General features: G+C 67.6%; 9 protein-coding genes. 3 read left to right on the forward strand and 6 right to left on the reverse strand.

Going from position 1 to position 18,623, the window contains the following annotated elements; genetic code table 11:
- On the forward strand, positions 1 to 625 hold a 625-nt coding region (locus ACZ4NB_RS34195), incomplete at its 5' end, for a hypothetical protein (protein ID WP_467666929.1).
- Between the two features lie 688 nt (positions 626 to 1,313).
- Here ACZ4NB_RS34195 and ACZ4NB_RS34200 read toward each other — a convergent pair.
- The 5 genes from ACZ4NB_RS34200 to ACZ4NB_RS34220 form a co-directional block, all read right to left on the reverse strand.
- Complete coding sequence (locus ACZ4NB_RS34200) at positions 1,314 to 2,759, reverse strand: MFS transporter (RefSeq protein WP_467666930.1); 1,446 nt, start codon at positions 2,757 to 2,759, stop codon at positions 1,314 to 1,316.
- Positions 2,756 to 2,947, reverse strand: coding sequence for a hypothetical protein (locus ACZ4NB_RS34205; protein WP_467666931.1), 192 nt, complete (start codon positions 2,945 to 2,947; stop codon positions 2,756 to 2,758). The genes ACZ4NB_RS34200 and ACZ4NB_RS34205 overlap by 4 nt, the downstream gene beginning before the upstream one ends.
- A 510-nt stretch (positions 2,948 to 3,457) precedes the next feature.
- Positions 3,458 to 4,417 (reverse strand): hypothetical protein, encoded by a 960-nt coding sequence (locus tag ACZ4NB_RS34210; RefSeq protein ID WP_467666932.1) that lies wholly within the window; start codon positions 4,415 to 4,417, stop codon positions 3,458 to 3,460.
- A 194-nt stretch (positions 4,418 to 4,611) separates the two neighbouring features.
- Entirely contained in the window at positions 4,612 to 12,111 is a 7,500-nt protein-coding gene (locus ACZ4NB_RS34215; RefSeq protein WP_467666933.1) for an SDR family NAD(P)-dependent oxidoreductase, read from the reverse strand.
- Between the two features lie 490 nt (positions 12,112 to 12,601).
- On the reverse strand, positions 12,602 to 14,020 hold the full coding sequence (locus tag ACZ4NB_RS34220; RefSeq protein ID WP_467666934.1) for a cytochrome P450: 1,419 nt from the start codon (positions 14,018 to 14,020) through the stop codon (positions 12,602 to 12,604).
- A 736-nt stretch (positions 14,021 to 14,756) separates the two neighbouring features.
- Here ACZ4NB_RS34220 and ACZ4NB_RS34225 point away from each other — a divergent pair.
- A complete protein-coding gene (locus tag ACZ4NB_RS34225; protein WP_467666935.1) occupies positions 14,757 to 16,643 on the forward strand; it encodes an AfsR/SARP family transcriptional regulator in 1,887 nt (628 codons plus the stop codon).
- A 381-nt stretch (positions 16,644 to 17,024) separates the two neighbouring features.
- The gene (locus tag ACZ4NB_RS34230) at positions 17,025 to 18,005 is read left to right on the forward strand and encodes an aromatic ring-hydroxylating oxygenase subunit alpha (protein WP_467666936.1); all 981 of its coding nucleotides are present in this window, start codon (positions 17,025 to 17,027) and stop codon (positions 18,003 to 18,005) included.
- 186 nt (positions 18,006 to 18,191) lie between these two features.
- Here ACZ4NB_RS34230 and ACZ4NB_RS34235 read toward each other — a convergent pair whose 3' ends face one another.
- Positions 18,192 to 18,620 carry an RNHCP domain-containing protein gene (locus tag ACZ4NB_RS34235; protein WP_467666937.1) on the reverse strand — a complete coding sequence of 143 codons (429 nt, stop codon included), beginning with the start codon at positions 18,618 to 18,620 and terminating at the stop codon, positions 18,192 to 18,194.
- Positions 18,621 to 18,623 lie beyond the last annotated feature (3 nt).

The following is an 18,623-nucleotide window of genomic DNA, read 5'->3' on the forward strand; positions in this document are numbered from 1 at the left end:
CGATAGCGGAGCTATCGGGATGATTCGGCAACGCCGCGAGGTGCCGTGCCAGGCGTCGCGGGCCCGGCCAGGACCCATCGGACAGGCCCTAGCCGAAATCCCGATGCCCAACCCGCCGCGTGGCTGCCCCAACGCCCTGCCGCCTGGCCCAGCGCGCGCAACGAAGTCGGTGTTCCATGGTTTCGAGGAGGTCGTCCTGTTGCCCATCCCATCGAACGATGGCTCCAGTTCTGAGGTTCTCTTCCGTTCTGAGCGCACCTTCACGGTCTGGCGCTACGGGGTCGGACACTCCCAACTACTCCTTCGCGCTGCTCCGGACAGTACGGATACCCGCTGTCTGGACCTGCTCTTCGAAGGCGTGCGCGCCATGCAACTGGTCACTCACTACAAGTCGATGGAGCTACACACCGCGAGCGACGACGCAACCCAGCAGATTCTGGACTTCTCCGAAGTTGCCTCGCCTTGGAGGGATCGGCATCTCGTGGTGGCCCTCCACTCGACAAGTGGGTCGGGGTTTGTGCTGTGCACACGGATCAGCGCTCTGCGCGGCGGAGAAGACCCGCTGGGGCCGTCAGCAGGTCCCGAGGACGAGGACCGCGAGGTCATCTGGAGCAGCCGACTTTAGGGCGTGTCCGATGGGTTCAGTTGCGCGTCAAGTACCTTGCGACGAGTAAGTGATTGTCCTGCGGTCCTCGGGGGCTTCTGAGCTCCTTGGGAGTGCCAGGGGCATGGCGGAGAGCAAGTCCCAGGGGTTCGCGGCGGGGGGCCCAGGCGGCTACCGGCGCATTCGCCTTCGACCGGACCGACGGCACTCACGGCGAGGTCACCAACCCGACCAACGGCGTCTGCTACGACTTCGACTCCCCCGCTTTCGGAGCCGACAACCAGACCGGCACCAACGCCGTGGTGTTCGACACCTACGGCTGCTCTGGCGTCCAGCAGCCGCTGCCGAAGCGCACGGGCGAGCAGTGGGGGGCACGCCCGCGCCCGGCTCGGTGTGCGCCCGATACGGGCCCTGTTCGATCTGCTGCGCGGACCGGCGATCGCGACCACCGCCGGGACCCGCCGGGCGGGCCCGCCGGTGGTCGCGATCGCCGGCACCGGAGCGGCGTACCTCGCCCGGCTCTCGGCCACCCGCAGGCCACCGGTCGGTCCTGCCCCCTGCTCACCGCCCACCAGCCGCTCAGGACCGGCACCGCCGCCGGCGGCGAGAGCTTCACGGCCTTGGCCGAAAGCCCAAAGGCGAGTTCGACTTCAACCTGAGCAGTAGTTCCTTTCGGTCTTACGCGTGCCGGCGCCTTCCGGCGAGCCGGTCATTGGTTCGACCGGCTCCGGCTCGGCGCGCCGGCCGGGGAGACGGCCGGTTCCGCCTCGGGCGAGCGCTGGCGGGCCAGGACAAGGCTGGTCATCGCCGTGATCGCCATCGCGACGATGCCGACCAGCGCTGCCGTGGTGTAGGCGCTGTCGTTCGGGAAGATACGGCCGGTGTCAGTGCCGGCGGCGAGGACCAGGCCACCGATGGCACTGCCGAGCGAGTACCCGACGCTGCGCACGACGTAGTTGAAGCTCATGGCACTGGACGTCTCGCTTTTGGGGGTGACGGCCAGGATGACGCCGGGCATAGCGGCCGAGAAGCTGCCCACACCGAAGCCCAGCACACTCATTGCTGCGAACAGCTCGACCAGGTTCGACCGGGCCGCAGCAAAGAGGACGAACCCGCCACCGATGACGACAGCGCTGCCGGCCAAGAGCAAGGGTGCGTCGACCCGTTCGCGCATCCGAGGCGTGAGCTTGCCGGCAATGAACCCCAGCACAGAGAACGGGATGAGGACCAGCCCGGCGACGAAGGTGGTGAGCCCGAAGCCGTAGCCGGCGCTGTGCGGCGTCTGCGCGTACCGGGAGATGAGCGTGAGCAGGATGTACATGCCGATCGCACCGACGAACATGGCGGCATTCGCTCCGGCGACCGCCGGGTGCCGGAGCGCCCGGACATCGACCAGGGGCGTCTTGGCGCGCAGCTCGAAGACGGTCCAGACGCAGAGCAAGAGCACGGCAACGATGGCGAGCACCACCGCCAGGGCGAGGTGATGGCTCCACAGGCTCTTCTGGCCGGCAAGGAACAGGACGAGGAACAGTCCACCCGCCAAGAGAAGCGCGCCCGCCATGTCCATGTGGCCGGAGCGGCCTTCGGGGGCTACGGGGATGGAGCGCCAAGCGGCCAGGAGGGCAATGGCAGTGACGAACAGACCGAGGCCGTAGGCAGCGCGCACCCCGCCGAACTCGGTGAGCAGGCCGGCGAGGGGGTAGCCGACGCCGACCCCGATGATGGAGACCACCGAGACCAGGGCGATGGTGGACCCGCTGCGCTCCTCGGGGAGATGGTCGCGGGCCACGCCCATCATCAGCGCCGTCAGACCGAGCCCGATGCCTTGTGCGGCCCTACCGACCAGCAGCCACGCGAACGGCAGCGGTAGCACGGTGAGCGCACTGCCGACGACGACGACCGCCAGCGTGGTGAGAATCGTGGCTCGTCGGTGTGGGCCGGCTCCGAGCCGACCGAGGATGGGCGTGGCGACCGCGCCGCTCAGGAGCGCGATGGTCAGCGTCCACTGCGCGCTGTCGAGTGAGACATCGAACGCGGTCGCCACGCTGGTGATGAGCGGCGCCCCGAGGCTGGCGACTGCCGCCACGACCAGGGCGATGAACACCAGGGAGGGGACCAGCAGCCGCGCCTCGGAGTGCTCCCGGGTCGTGCTCATCGGCTGCTCCCGGTCGTGGTGTGGTCGAGCAGACCGGGACGGATGCGAGTCCGTCCCCCTTCCGCCCACGGGCCGTCCGACTCGGCGGCCTGGAGCGCGGCGCCGTTGTCGAGCAGCATCCCGAAGGCCGGGAACTTATTGATCGTCACGGGGTCGAGCCCGGTGGTCTCGGCAACCGTCTGCCGCATGCGGCCGAAGCTGATCCGTACGGAGTCGCGGACCTCAGGGTCGCCACAGGCGGCGGAGCCGAGGCGGAGCAGCTGAGGGCCCACACGGGGCCGTGAGGGCACCGTCACCTGCCGGGGAGCCGGACACGGCAGGGCCGTTAATGCGGATTGGGTGGTCATGCACAGGACTGTATGGCCTGAAGCAAGCTGTCATCCAATATAGTATTGGACTGATCTTGATAGCCGTAGGCTATCAACTATGGAGATACAGCAGCTCGTTGCTCCGTAGCCGTTGCGGTGGTGAGGCACTTCACACGTGCGGCGTCGGCTCTGGGGAAGGGTCCGTGACCGGGTGGTCGGGCCGGGGCGGACCGAGCCGGCGACTGCGGTGAGATCGCCCGATGCGGCTGACCTGCTTCACCTCCCGCACCACCGGTACCCCGCCTGGCCCGCCCCCGGCCCTGGACCCACCGCGAACGCAGAAACGGCCCGCCAGAGAGACTGGCGAGCCGTCATGCGAGATCGAGGCCACTAAGCGCCGTTGAGGAATGGGAGTACGTCCGCGGCATCCGTTATGCCGGGTGGCGGGCCGTCGACTCGTGTGCCCGGTTGCGCGTTTTGGATGATCATTGGCGCGAGTGTCGGGGTGGTGTTGACTTCGATGAAGTGGTTGATACCGAAGTTCTCCTGAAGATCCGCGATGGATTCGATGAGGTTCGCGGGTTTGGTCCAGATGGCGAGTGACGCTTTTCTGACCGTGTCAGTTTCGATGATGGGTCGGCATTCGGTACTGAAGTACAGAGGGGGCAGTACGGGCTGCACGGTTCGCTCTTCTTGCCGAAGGATCGCCTGGAGGGCTGCCGGCTTGAACAGAGGGGTGTGGATGGGGAGGAGGGCAGCGAGACGCCTGCAGGGGATTCCCTTGCGTTCCGCGTGACTCTCCAGTAGGTCCAGGTCGCCGAATCGGCCGCATACGACCGTTTGATTCGGGGCATTGATCATGCCGACGTAGAGGCCGTCTTCCGAGATCTGCCGACACAGCGCCCAAGCGGTCTGCTGGTTGACGGCGAGGGCGAGCATTCCGCCCCGCAGCGAAAGCCTTTTGGCTTCGAGGAAGCCCGTAAGGAGAACATCGATTGTCTCTGCCATGGACATGAGGTCCGTGATGACACTACCGACATTGAAGCCTGCGCCATGTCCGAGAAGGATAGACGGCTGAACCTTCAGATCTAGTGACACATATACCGAGTACGGGACAAGCGTTGCCGCAACCAGGTTATGGACGTATTCCGCTTCCAGGCTGGGGGCCGGTCCAGAAGCTTCGGTGGTGAGCCTGTGTGTCACGGGTGGCTGGCCGAGTTCCGCGAGCTTCTCGTCTGTCATCTCAAGAGCATCGGCCACGCTCGCGTTCGTGTGAGCCAGCGTGCTGAGGATCCCCGGAGGGTAAGGGTTGCTGAACGGCGGAAAAGCGAGGGCTGTCGTGAGCGGCATCTGTTCTCTCCCGGGATATCTGCCCGTTCGTAGCCACAAGGAGCAGAGGCTGCTCCCATCAGGTTATCCAGAAAACGGATTCGGCCTGCCTCGCTACCGAATCCGTTTTCTGTACAACTGGCATGCGGTTTAGCTATTGGCTTTGATCACTTGCTGGGTCGCGGCCATTTCGCACGCACCCTGACGCGGGTTTGTCAGGACTGGCTCTCGGGGCGCAGGTGCTGGAGGACGGTGGCGGCGATGCTGGTGAGAGACGCGCTCATGACTTCGGGGGCGGGGATCGCGCAACCGGTGTGGCGGCGGATGTGGCCGATGAGTTCGGTGGCGGTGAGGGAGTCGGCGCCGAGGTGATCGATACGGCGGCTGACGTCGACGCGATCGGGTGTGGTGTGGAGACCGGAGGCCAGCCAGGCAGTGAGGGCCTCAAGCAGTATCGGCCGGGCCTCCTCTGCGGTGGCAGCGGCCCGCAGCCGCGGCAAGAGGCTGTCGTCAGCGCCGGCATCCGGCGTGTGGACCAGCGTGGCGGTACGGGGCGCGGTAACCGTGGGGAGGAAGGCCATGAGTGCCTGCTCACGGCCCCGGGATTCGGCGACGACCGCGGTGACCGTGGTGTCCGGGTGGAGAACCAGCATGTCGAAGCGGTCCAGTGCTTGGGACGAGGTCATGGGCAGGATGCCGTAATCGCTCATCACTGAGGTGATTCCGGTGCGGAGCACGTATCCGGCGTCGGAGATGGCGCCCAACTGCAGGACGGCGGCGGGCAGGCCGTCGTGCCTGCGCTGGCGCGCGATGTTCTCCAAGGTAAGGCTGGCGGCGCTGTACGAGGCTTGCCTCCTATTGCCCAGCAACGCGGCGAAGGACGAGTACATGGCGAAGAAGTCGAGGTCGCGTTCGCGGGTGTGGGAGTCGAGGAGAAGCGCTCCGGTGAGTTTGGGGTTCAGGACGGTCAGGTAGCGCTCGACGGACAGGTCGGTGACCTCGTCGTCATCGAGGACCATGGCAGCGTGGATCACCCCCGCGAGGCGGCGTCCGCTTGCGTCAAGGTCGCGGAAGAGCTGGTCGACCGTTTTCGGGTCGGAGATGTCGACAGCGCGCGCGTCCACCTGGACTCCCTGGTCGTTCAAGCTGCTGACCAGGGCGGCGGCGTCTTGGTTGCGTGCGGTGCCACGTCGGCTGACGAGCGTGAGATGACGCGCTCCCCGGCGGACCAGGTGCCGGGCGGTCTCGGCTCCGAAGCCGTCAAGACCTCCGACGACCAGATAGGTTGCCGTGGGATCCAGCACCGGCGGCTCGGGGGCGCGATCGATAAGGACCCCGTCGTCGAGGGCGATGACGGTCTTCCCGGCCTCCTGACCGGCCAGGACGCCGTCCATGGCTTCGTATACCTTGTCGGCGGAGTAGAGCATGTGGGGCACTGGGCGGTATTCGCCGCTGTCGATCAGCTTCTGCAGGTCGTGCAGGCAGCGATCTGCCGTGAGTGAGGGTTGCTCGAACCAGCCGACGACATCGATGGCGTGAACGGTGACGTCGCGGTCCAGCGGCGTCGTTGATGACGCGACGAGCGGTCCGGCGTCGAAGAAGTGGCCCCCTGGCGCCAGGAGGTCCAGCGCACGCTGGCGCAGGTCCGCAGTGAGAGAGCTGAGATTGAGGATGACGTCGACGCCGCCTTGGGTGACGTGCCGGACCTCCTCGGCGAAGCTGGGAGCACCCGAGTCCACCACGTGGTCGACCCCCGGAAGATCCAGCAGGGCGCGCAGAGCCGGCGTGGGGGCGCCGACGATGACGCGGCTCCCGGCGCGCCGGGCGAAATCAATGGCCGCCAGCCCAGTCCCGTCAGATCCGCCCAGGATGAGAACACTGTCGTCAGGTCCCAGACCGGCCACGTGTCCCAGGACATGGTGCGTGGTCAGCTGAGCGATGAGAAGGCTTGCCGCCGCGGCGGAGGTGACCTGCTCGGGGAGCTTTACCACCCGGTCGGCACGCAGGTTGATGTGCGAGGCCAGCCAGCCGCCGTGCGTGATACCGGCAACCCGGTCTCCTGGGACGATGCCGGTGACGTCGTCTCCGACGGCGGTCACGATCCCCGCGCCTTCGCAGCCGAGGTGGACGTCGCCCGGACGTGCGCCACGGGGCGGGAGCAGGCGTCCCGTGGCGAAGAGAGCGTCACGGCCGTTGAGGGCCGCAGCCTGCACGCGGACGGTGATCTCACCCGGCCCTGGGGCGGGGACGCTGCTGTCCTGCCAGACGAGCCTGTGGGGGGTGCCTGCTTCGCCGTAGACGGCCAGCGCAAAGTTCTCAGTGGCGCCGTGGGCGCGTGTCTGCCGGGTTTCCGGCAGCGCCTGCACCCGCACAGCGAAGCGCCCATGAGGAGTGATCACGCATTCGTCTTCGGCATCGGGGTGGGTGATCTCGTACGCGACGTGACCGGCCGCCTGCTGTGCCGACCCCTCGGTCCCGCTGACAACACGGATCCTGCGGACGGTCAGCAGCGGCTGTTCGTTGGCCAGAGTGCGGGTAGCGCCCCACAGGGCCGCACCGGTATGGGTCATCGGGGCGTCCAGCCTGTCGGCAGTCGTGCCCGCGACCAGCCACAGGGTGGGGTGAAGATCTCCGCCGGCCTGCGCACAGGCGGTTGCCAGGGCACTCAGCTGGGCGCAGGCATGCGCGGCACGCGCGGTGGTCTGCTCGACCGTCGTCTGCTCGGCGTCGTCGGTGACCAAGACGATATCGACCGGCCCCGCGGCCGGCAGCAGAGCCGCCCAGTCCGTCTGCGGCTGGAGATCCGAGAGCACCACCTCGCGTGCTCCCGTGGCGGTCAGGGCGGCTGCCACGAAGTCGCCCAGGCGGTCGGCAGAGCTGTCCCCGCTCTCAGCGATCAGCAGGCACGGGGGGGTTGCGCCGTCTGCGTCCTGGTCCCGCGGCGCGCTGTCAGGCTGAGCGCCCGTGGCCCGGACCGCCGCGATCACCGATGCGGGAACGCCCTCGTGTTCCGGCTGTGCGCTCAGGAATGCGCTGGCGGAAAAGCCCGCTTGCTCCAGCACTGTCGGCCACTGGTCGCGGGTCAGCGCCGCGCCGGTCGGCCGCAGTTCGGAGTCGGAGGAATCCCAGAAGGAGTCCAGGATGCCGAACAACGTCGCGACGTAGGAGTTGGTGTGCAGCTCAAGGGCGACGAGCTGACCGTTGTCGTCCAGGAGCGTGGCGGCGTTGCGCAGCCCCTGAGTGATGTCGGTCGTTGTGTGCAGGGCATTGCTCGCGACGACGAGATCGAAGGATCCCGCTGCGAACCCTTGCTCGGTGGGATCAGCGCTCAGGTCGAGGGCGTGGTATTCGAGGAAGTTGTAGGCGGCGAAGCGAGCCTCGGCCTTGGGGAAGAACGCCGAGGAGACGTCGGTGTACACGTAGTGCGTGCGCTCGGGCGGCAGGTGGGGCAGGATGCGAGCGGTGAAGCCCCCGGTGCCGGCGCCGATCTCCAGGATCCGCAAGGGCCGGTCAGCCGGCCAGTCGGCCAGGGCGGCGCGGATGTATGCCACGGCGGCATCGGACAGGTACGTGAGTCCTGGATCGTGGTTGTACACCTGCGCCGCGATCGGACCGGACTCGCCGAACAGCACCTCCAGCCCCTCCATCTCACCGGTGAGGACGCTGGGCAGGCTGCGCCCGACCCACGCAGCGGCCTGCCACATCACGATGAGTTCTGGAAATTCGTTCAGCCTGTCCTGCAAGAGCTCCTCAGGCATCGGTGTTCCGCTCTGGCGCCAGCCCCCGTCGGCACGAGCGGTCAGCAGCCCGTACCGGACCGCGATCGCCAACATCATCTCCACCAACGGGCTCAGGCTCTCCCTGACGCCGGCAGTCCTCAGGTCATCGAGGCTGAAGTCCCGTCCACCGACCGGTCCGTCGACCGTGATCGCACCTCGTGCCACCGCGGAGTCCAGGATGCTGCTCACCGCAGCCGCCATGTAGTGGGCGCTCAGCTCCCGAGACCGTTCCATGTGGCCGCTGTAGCCCTGGTCCCTGAACGCGTCATCGAGCCGGGTGACGATCGGGCCGCACTCGTCGATGACGCGTGAAGGCGAAGGGAGCGGGCAGGGGGTGCCGGGCAGCGCGGTCATCCGCGGGCGTGCCCTGAGCACCTCGGTGTAGAGCTCGGGCGCAGGAGAACCGCTGTTCTCGATGCGCCGCGCGTATACGTCCCCCAGGTCGAGCAGGACCGTTCCGTCGGTGTCGCAGACGGTGATGTCAGCCATGAGGCCGGTCTCGGTAACGGACGTCAGCCGCAGGTACGCCATGACGGTGGCGGGCAGGGGACCCCAGACGCGGACGCTTCCCACCGACACCGGGAGGTGCGGAACGTAGGGTTGCGCGGAGCCGGAGACGACGGAAGCGGCCAGCGGCAGCATCGCTTGGAGGCAGCCGTCGAGGAGAACGACACGGGCCTGATGCTCACTGTCGGCGAACTGATCTGTGTGAAGCCTCGCCAGCCCTTCGCTGTCCTTGACAGTCAGCGTTGCCAGCGTACGGAATGCCGGCCCGTAGTTGAGCGATACCGCGGCGCATGCCTGGTAGTGGTCGGACGCGTCCACGGGTTCGGTGATGCGGCCGGCGAGCGCAGCCACGTCCACCGGAGCGGGCCTGACCTCGGCCAAGCCGCGCCACCGCCCGTTCACGTGCTGGACGGCCTCGATATCCGCACCAGTGTGCCCGGCGACGACGAAGGTCCCATCGGGGCGGACGGTGGTGGTGGTGCGTACCGGAGCCGATGTGGGATCGCTGGGCAGGACCAGCGACCTGGCCAGGGATATGTCGAGCAGTTCCACGGGTCCGCCGGACACCTCGCGGGACGCCGTCAGCGCCATGTCGAGAAAGCCCGTGCCAGGCATGACGACAGCGTCGCCGATCTTGTGATCAGCGATCCAGGCTGCGCTCTGCTCCCGCCCCCACGTCGGGTCGGCCGCAAGCAGGCGCCGGCCCAGCAGCGGGTTGGACGGGACCGGCTGCGGCGCCGGCGCGATCTCGTGGTCGGACCACCACGAGGGGTCTCCCAACTGGTAGCGCTGGCGCTGCCACGAGTAGGCCGGGACATCCACGACGCGTCCGCCCTGGGGGAAGAACCGCTCCCAGTCCAGCTGCGCCCCGGCCGCGACCGCGTGCAGCACGGTGCCGTTCAGCGCTTGTGGGCCGGCGCTGATCCGGGTCAGCGTCGACGCCACCTCCACCGACGCCCCCTCATCGACGGCGATGCGGCGCAGGTAGCCGCTGAGCGCCGGGTGAGGGCCGACCTCGACCAGAACGTCACAGCCATGCTCCTCACCGATGAGCGCCTCGACCGCCCCGGCGAACTGGACCGGTTCACGCACGTTGCGCCACCAGTAGTCGGCGTCCATCTCGTGATCTGCGAGTACGCGGCCGGTGACGGTGGAGACCATCGGGATCCCGCCCTGGCCGGTCTCAAGCTCTCCGAGGCCGTCCAGCAGCGGGCCGCGGACAACATCCATGGCCGGGCTGTGGAAGGGGTAGTCCAGGCGCAGGAACCGAAAGGACACACTGTCGCGAACACAGCGCTCCTCAACAGCCTCCAGTGTCTGGCTGTCCCCGGCCAGGGTGACGTCATTGCCGGAGTTCACAGCCGCGATCACCACACGGTCGCTCGCCCCCATCTCGTCGAGCAACCGCTGAGCCTGCGCAGGCGACAGCGCCAACGCCGCCATCCGCCCGGTCCCGAAGGTGGGCGCCTGCGCGAGGCTACGGTGCGCGATCACGCGACATGCCTGGGGACGATCCAGAATTCCGGCGCAGTAGGCGGCCGCGACCTCACCGACGCTGTGACCCGCGACCCCGTGCGGTCGCACCCCGCGCTCGCGCAGCGACATGATCAATCCGGCCTGCAGGGCGAACAGCATCGGCTGCGCCACTTCTGTCAGCGCCCACCGCCCGGTGTCCGGCGCCGCCATTTCCGCCTCGACCGACCAGCCCAGCAGCGGTTCCAGTTCGCGGCTGACAGCCCGAACCTCGGCGGTGAAGGCAGCGTCCTGCCCCAGCAGCTCCGCGCCCATCCTCGGCCACTGGGTACCGTTTCCGCTGAAGATGAACCCGACACGTCCGCGGGCCGTGCTGGCGGCCGATGCCGCCTCGTCCGACGCGCCCTTTTCCGCCGTCTCCCGCAGTGCTTGCGCGGCCGCCGCGCCGCTGGAGGCCAGCACGGCCGTGCACAACTCACGGCGCTCGCGGCGCCGCACCGTGGTGAACCCGACGTCCACCAGGGCGGAATCGTCAATGCCTTCCAGGTAGGAGGCCATTGCCAGCGCCGACTCCCGCAGCGCCGCCTCCGTCCGGCCGGTGACCACCACCGGCACGGCCGCATCCGACCGCCTGCCCTCAGTCCCCGCGGCCCCGTCCTCGATGACGCCCGGGGCCGGCGGCGCATCCGGCAACTCCAGCACCACGTGCGCGTTCGAGCCGCCGATACCGAACGAATTGACCCCGGCAATACGCCGCGCGCCGGCCCCACCGTCGAGCGGCTGCATGGCCGTCACCGGGTCCAGACCCAGCCCGCCGAAATCGATCGCCTGGTTCAACGGTTGCGCGTGCAAGGTAGCGGGCACCCGCTGCTCGCGCAGGACCAGCATGGCCTTGAACAGGCCCGCCATGCCGGCCGCCGCTTCCAGGTGCCCCAGATTCGACTTCACTGACCCGATCGGCAACGGCTTCCCCCCGCGCTGCCGCCCCAGAACCCGTCCCAGAGCCTCGCACTCCGTCGGGTCGCCCGCCGCCGTCCCGGTCCCGTGAGCCTCCACATACGACACCTGGTCAGCGCGCACACCGGCCTCGGCGTAGGCACGCTCCAACATCGCCGCCTGCGCATCCGCACCCGGCATGGACATCCCCAGGGTCCGCCCGTCGGAATTGACCGCCGAACCCCTGATCACCGCGTGCACGCGGTCACCATCAGCCAGAGCACGGCTCAACGGCTTCAGGAGCACGACCCCCGCGCCCTCCGACCGGACGAAGCCATCGCCGTCCTGCGAAAACGAGTGACAACGCCCCGTCGGGGAGAGCATCGACGCCTGGCTGGACATGACGTGCCCGCCCGGGCCGAGCACCAGGTTGACACCGCCGGCCAACGCAGCCTCGCAACGGCCCGAACGGACCGCCTCAGCCGCCAGATGCAGTGCGGTCAAGGACGACGAACACGCCGTGTCCACCGTGTGGGACGGCCCATGGAAATCAAACAGGTACGACATGCGGTTCGCCGCACTGAACGCCCCCGTACCAGTGGGGGCGAACGAATTCAGCACCCCGGGACGCCGGGTCAGCAGACCCCAGTAGTCCTGAACGGTCAGGCCCATCACCACCGCAACTTCCGCACCAGCCAGCAGCCGCGGATCCACGCCCCCGTCGTCGAAGGCCTCCACCGCGCACTCCAGCAGCAACCGTTGCTGCGGATCGATCTGGCCTGCCTCCTTTGGCGAAATGCCGAAGTACTCCGGGTCGAACCCCCACACGTCCCCGACGATCCCGGCCGCACCGGTATACGTCTTCCCCGGTCTCACCCCACCATCGCTCACAACGAAATCATCGGTACTGAATCGGTCCTCGGGGACCGAGGTCACAAGATCCTGGCCAGTGGACAAGGCATCCCACAACCCGTCCAACGTGGTGATCCCGCCCGGGAGACGGAGCCCCACGCCGATCACCGCAACAGGCTCCCCCGACCCCTCGGCAGTCCTCGCACCACTCATGCCGTCTCGCTCCTGACTCACCATCACTGCGCCTGCCTTTCACATATTTTTTTCCACACGCGTGACCGCCCGCGTTTTTCATATGCGTGACCGCTCGCGTTCCCGGACAGGGGAGCCTGTAGTTATTTACGCGGCTGCCTGTAATTCTCAGATACTCATACTGGCCCCATGCGGACACCAGTAACAGATAAAGAGTGAAGACGATCCGGCTTCAGCGGAGCCCGATCCACCGCATAATGTTCTCGCGGGCCTTCTGGCGCGTCACATAAAAGGAACGCCGCCGCATTGCCGGAAATGGGTCGCTATTCCCCGGAAACCCTGGAGGCTTCCTCACTCCAGGGCACGGGCGACCTGTACGTTCGGCTTGCCGGCCTCCCTGGACGGCAGAGCCTGCCTTACTATCCTAAATGGATCTGTCTATCCCGAATGGATCTGTGCGCTCGCGCTATGATGTGCGCTCCGGTGCAGTCCTGGCACTCAGGCGCATCTTGAGATGACGTGGTCCCATGGAGGTGGTGACCGCCGGACGTTTCTGTCCGGGAATGGATTCCAGCCGCCAGAGAGAGGCGATTTCCGTAAGCGCCAGCACAGCCTCTGTGATGGCGAACTGGTCGCCGACGCATTTGCGCGCACCGCCACCAAAGGGGAGATATGCCTTATTGCGCGGTGCTGAATGCAGCATTTCGGCATCCCAGCGGTCAGGATTGAAGACGTCGGGGTCCGTATAATAGCGCGCTTGGCGGTGCACAGCGTAAGAGCTGTACGCGATGGTCGTCCCGGCCGGGATGTCATAGCCGCCCAGGCGGGTGTCTGCCGTGACGAGCCTGGTCCATATCATCCCAGCCGGCGGGTACAGCCGCAGCGTCTCGGTGATGATCTGGTGAGCAATTTTCAGGTCGGGCAGGTGGTCGAGGGAAACCGGCCTGCCGTCCAGGACGCGATCCGTCTCGGCCCACAGCCGCTGCTGGATATCCGGATTGCAGGCGATGAGGTACAGCGCCCATGACAAGGCAATCGCTGTGGTCTCCGAACCTGCCACCAGGAAGGTCAGGACCTCGTTGCGGAGTTCGGCGCTGCTCAGACGCTCGCTCTGGCAGCCGTCGGCCGGGTCATCGGGGTTGCCTGGATCGCGGGCTGTCAGGAGCGCCGAGAGCAGATCCCCATGGTCCGCCGAGTCCACCTGGGCCTTGGCGATAATGTCGGTCACGGTGTTGTGGAGTCCGGCCACAGCCCGCTGATAGCGCCGGTTGCCGGGGGTCGGAATCCGGTTCACCGCCGCCGGCATGAATGTCTGCCGGTACGTCGCGTGCAGCACCTCGGTGGCGTCGCTGACCGTCTGGCGAAGGCCCTCTGGGGGCAGTGTCCCGCCGAGCATCGCCTGCAACATGTTATGCATCGTCAGGCTGAGCATTTCCGCCGGAATATCCAGGACCTGACCATCACGCCACCGGCCGGTCCGCAGGGTCGTCCCCTCGGTCATGGCCTGGGCGTAGCCGGGAAGTCGGCTGCGGTGGAACGCAGGCTGAACCAGTCGGCGCTCCCGTCGGTGCATGGCATGCGGGCAGGTCACCAGACCGTCGCCGAATACCTCCCTGGCCTTGTCGAACAGCAGACCGCCCTTGTCGTAGATGCGATCGTTGAGAAGTATCTGTGAGATCAGCTCCGGGTCACAGACCATCACCGCCTTGAGCGGGCCGACATTGATGCGCATCATGTCGCCGTCCGCGGGCAGCGAACGCAGGAATCCCTTTGGATCACGGAGTGCCTTCACCGCATGACCCACGACCGGGAGGCCCCCAGGCGCTAGCGGAACGGTCTCGCTGGGATCTGCTGTGGTCCTCTTGCCTGCAAGCACGTTGCGCATGCGATCCTCCCAGGTGCGTCAAGCAACATTCAGGCCCATTTGAAAAGAGGGCCGATAATGAATGATTGAGTGTTCTATTGATGCGACACAAATGAGCGCCTTTCGCGCCGGTCAGATTATCAGCATGCTCGCGACAGGGACGTGATCCAAGCATGACCGCAGCGTGACCTCGCTGGTAGCCCCCACTGTCATCGGAAGGGCTCGGTCAATCATCCAGCCCAGGTCTCACTCCGGGATCGTTGGCGAGGTGCCGGACCTTGAGCGCGGTTTTTCGGTCTGCATCGGTGCGCCGTTGGACTCACTCCATGAGCCTCCCGGGGCGGCCTCGGCGCCCACCATAGGGGGTCGTGCGACAGGGTGTGCCGGTGTGGCAGCTAGATGACATTCCGGTCGCCGGGCGGCTATCGGGACGGTGCGGATTCGTGGAGGTGTTATGTCGGCGAATACCGTAAGCACTTTTCTTGCTGAGTACACTTAAAAGAACACCGCACCGGAGAACCCCGGCGCTCGGTGGGCGAGGCTGTTCGCGCGCCAGGCCGGGGACTCCCCTAGGGACATTCACTGACAAACCTCACATACCAAACCCTAAACATGGCGTGTCCACTACCGGACAGAAGCCGCCGTAGGGTCTTGACGGCAACCGCCAAATTAATGATCGAATAGCCTCGCGCGTCCGGAAACAGAGGCGCTTCACGGCTTCATGTGGGCGAGAACTGCTAATCAGACGGGGGCGGAAGTGCAGTTCGCAATTCTTGGGGGGTCGGTTGCGGTGCGTTTTGCCGACGGCGATCCCTTGCCAATTATGAGACCCCGCCAGCGGAGCACCTTGTGCATCCTCCTACTTAATAGCGAGCGCCGCGTCAGTAAAAAATATCTTGCTGACGCGTTGTGGGGCACCGACCTGCCCAGCGATCCAGATGGCGCGCTTCGGAGCAACCTCTACGGCCTGCGCAAGGCGGCTCCGATCAAGGAGCGGCTGCAGACGGGCCGTGACGGCTATGGCCTCGCGCTGCACGAGGGTGACGTGCTGGACCTGCATCACTTCCAGAGCCTGGCCCAGCAGGCGCAGGCGGCCCAGCTGTTGGGCGACGTCCCCGGCGCCGCCCGGTTTTTCCAGCGCGCCCTGGACACCTGGGGCGACCCGCCGCTGGCCGACCTCCCGGCCACGCCGATCATGCAGCCGGTCATCTCGGAACTGCTTGAGCACCGCCACGCGGTCCAGGAGTCGCTGGTAGACGCGCGCCTGGCCCTTGGCCAGCACCATGAACTGCTGCCGTTCCTGATGTCACTCACCACCGCGCAGCCACTGCGGGAGCGACGGTGGGAGCAGCTCATACTCGCCTTGTACCGGTGCGGCAGGCGGGCGGAGGCGCTGGACACGTTCACCCGGGCGCGCCGGCTTCTCGCCGAGGACTACGGCATCGATCCCGGCGGCCCGCTGCAGCACCTCCAGCAGCTCATCCTGGCGGGCGACCCGAGGCTGTCCCTGGCACGGCCTGTCCCGCCGCAGCGGGTCCACGCCGACACCGCGCGCGAGCCGCGCCCGCAGTGGCACGAGGTCCCGCGGCCGCCGGTCGGCGTTCCCCACCAGCTCCCCGCTGAGCCTCGGCACTTCATCGGGCGCGAGGCCGAGCTCAGGGTGCTCACCGACGTGGCGGACGAGATGTCGCCGGTCGGCTCCTCGCCGGTGGTTTCCGTGGTGTGCGGCCCCCCGGGAATCGGCAAGACGGCCTTCGCCCTCCATTTCGCCCATAAGATCGCTGACCGCTTCCCCGACGGGCAACTGTATATAGACCTGGGTGCCTTCAGCCCAGCGACCGACTCGGTGAGCAGTCAGCAGGCGATCCGGTCCGTCCTCGCCCCGCTGATCTCGTTGCCGGAGCCGGATGCGATGACCCCGGCGGCATACGCCAACTTGTACCGGACCACCCTCGCGCAGCGGCGGATGCTCATCCTGATCGACAACGCGTATGACAGCGCGCAGGTGCAGCCCCTGATCCCGGCCAACCCGCAATGCATGGTCGTCATCACGAGCCGCCGCAAGCTCACCGGCCTGGTGACCTCGCACGGCGCCCATCTGACCACCCTCGACGTGCCCTCCCGGGCCGAGGCGAAGGCCCTGCTCGCGAGCCGGCTGGCCGCCGGCGACCTCGACATCGACAGCGCCGCCCTCTCAGAGGTGACCGAGGCGTGCGCACGGCTGCCACTGGCGCTGGTGATAGCGGCCACGCGAGCGGTCGCAAGACCCATGGTCCCACTGCGTCACCTGGCCGAGGAACTGCAGAGCGAGCAGAATCGGCTCAACGTGCTGTGCGGCGGCCGGGCCTCGGGCGACATCCGGGCGGCCTTCTCGTGGTCCTACAAGCGGCTGACGAGCGCCGAGGCGCGCATGTTCCGCGTTCTCGGCGCGCACCGGCTCTGCGACATCACCGCCGCCGACGCGGGCCAACTGGCCGACGTGCCGCCCCTGGCGGCGATGCAGGCCCTCACCGGGCTCGCCTACGCGCACCTCATCCAGGAGTACGCCCCCAAGCGGTACCGCTTCGACGACCTGGTGAGTACCTACGCCGCCGAGAAGGCGAGGGAGGAAGAAGGCTGGCCACCGGACAGCACGGCACCGTAGCGGTGTCGGCGTCAAGTTGTCGTCCGTGGCCACCGACCTGCACGGGATAAGCGGGCGGGACGCAAGATCAGCCTGCTCCGGGAGGCGCTGGCGGGGGCCGAGTTGTTCACCGCGCGCCACGCGGCCCCTGCTGGAGGTTTCCTGCGCCGGGCGCACCCCGCTGGACAAGCGACTGCTGACACCGCAGGGACAGGTCGGCGCGGTGATCGCCGTCAGGAGCGGCCAGTCGCTACTGGCGCAATGGCCGCTCAGGGGGCGGCCGAGAGCAAAGGGACGAGGAGGAAGACCTTGAACAGGCAATCGCTGGCCGGGCTCCGACATCGAGTGCGGCCGGGAGCCGTTCCGTTGCGGACTGACCTCGCCATGGGCGAGGGAGACGGGGTGCCGCTGCCGTACCCGTCGGGATGGTTCTGCCTGGCGCTGTCCCGAGAGGTGCCGGCCGGCGCGGTGGTGAACCGGCGCTTCATGGGCCGCGATGTTGTCCTCTACCGCACCAGGGGCGGCGTCCTGCGGGTCGTGGATGCCCACTGCCCCCACCTGGGCGCCCACCTCGGCGCCGGGGGGGTGGTTGATGGCGAGCATCTGGTGTGCCCGTTCCACCGCTTCGCCTTCGACGTCGAGGGATCCTGCGTCAAGGTCCCAGGCGGAGCCCCGCCCCGGGCGACGCTGGGGCAGTTCACCGTGCGCGAGCGGGGAAAGATCATCTATGTGTGGTACGGCCATGATGCCGCACCGCCTGCCTGGGAGCCTTCAGAGACACCTGATGACAGGTTCGCGCCCGCCGCCTCCTGGAGCACGCTCCTGGCCTCGCACCCACAGGAGGTGATGGAGAGCTTCGTCGACTACCAGCATCAGCCGATCGTGCACAACGTCGCCCTTCGTGAGGTGGCTCCCCCGGTAGAGGAAGGGCCGTTGCTGCGCATATCCTTCAGCGCCGACATCAAGCTGTCCGTCCGCTTGGCGACCATCAACGTGGAGCAGGGCGTGGTCCTGTCCGGCCCTGGCCTGGCGTCGGGGGAGGTGACGCTGGACCAGCTCGGAATGACGTTGGGGATCGTGCTGATGGCGACCCCGGTCGGGCCATGGCAGACGCGCTTGCGTGTAGTCATCGTGACAGAGGCCGCTTCGCGCGCGGATTCCTCCCGGCTCCGGAAGGCCGCCTCCATGTCCTGGTCCGCGGTGGCGGGGCAAGCGCTCGTGCAGACCATCGCCCACCAGATGCGCCAGGACGCCAGGATCTGGAACCGGAAGCGGTACGAGCCAAACCCCCAGCTCGCCCCTGAGGAGAGCGCCATCGGCCAATACCGCCGTTGGGTGCGTCAGTTCTACCCCCCGGACACGTTGCCTACCGGGACGTCGTGATCGCCGCTGACTTGGTACCGCCTGCCGCCACATGCTCCGGCGCCACGGCTCCGGGCCAGGGCGGCGAGCGCGCGCGTTGACTCCCTCACCTGTCGTGGCACCCGCACGTGTCGACGGCCTGCCCGCCTCGTCCGGGCCGGCGGGGAGCACCGGTGCCGCGCACACCGGTGCCCCCGCGTGACCTCCCTACAGGGTGAGCAGTGTGCGGCTGGCCATGGTGGTGTCCTGGAGCGGTTTGAGTGCCAGGCGCACCAGGGCGAGGGCGTTGTCGTCGCCGGCGATGCGGTTCGCGCTGAGTTCGCCGCAGGTCAGGCACTGGTGGACGATCATCCACTCACCGTCCGGCCGGGTGAACATGCACAGTGCCTCCATCCGCCCACGGCAGTCCGAGGCGCGGTCGCCGGGGATGCGGTGGTCGACGTGGAGACTGGCCAGGCAGTTCGGACAGTGGTTGCGGTGAGCGGTGCCCGGTGCGGTCAAAGGCACGTCCAACCGGCAGTTGACGCACCGGAAGTCGTGGGTGCGGTGGCCGCCGTTCCCGTGCAGGACGTCCTTGTGCCGCTGCGGACGCCGTGCCGCCTGGGCACGGCCGCGGGACTGCTTGCGTCGTGGCATGTC

This window comes from Streptomyces sp. NPDC026575, assembly GCF_055567415.1.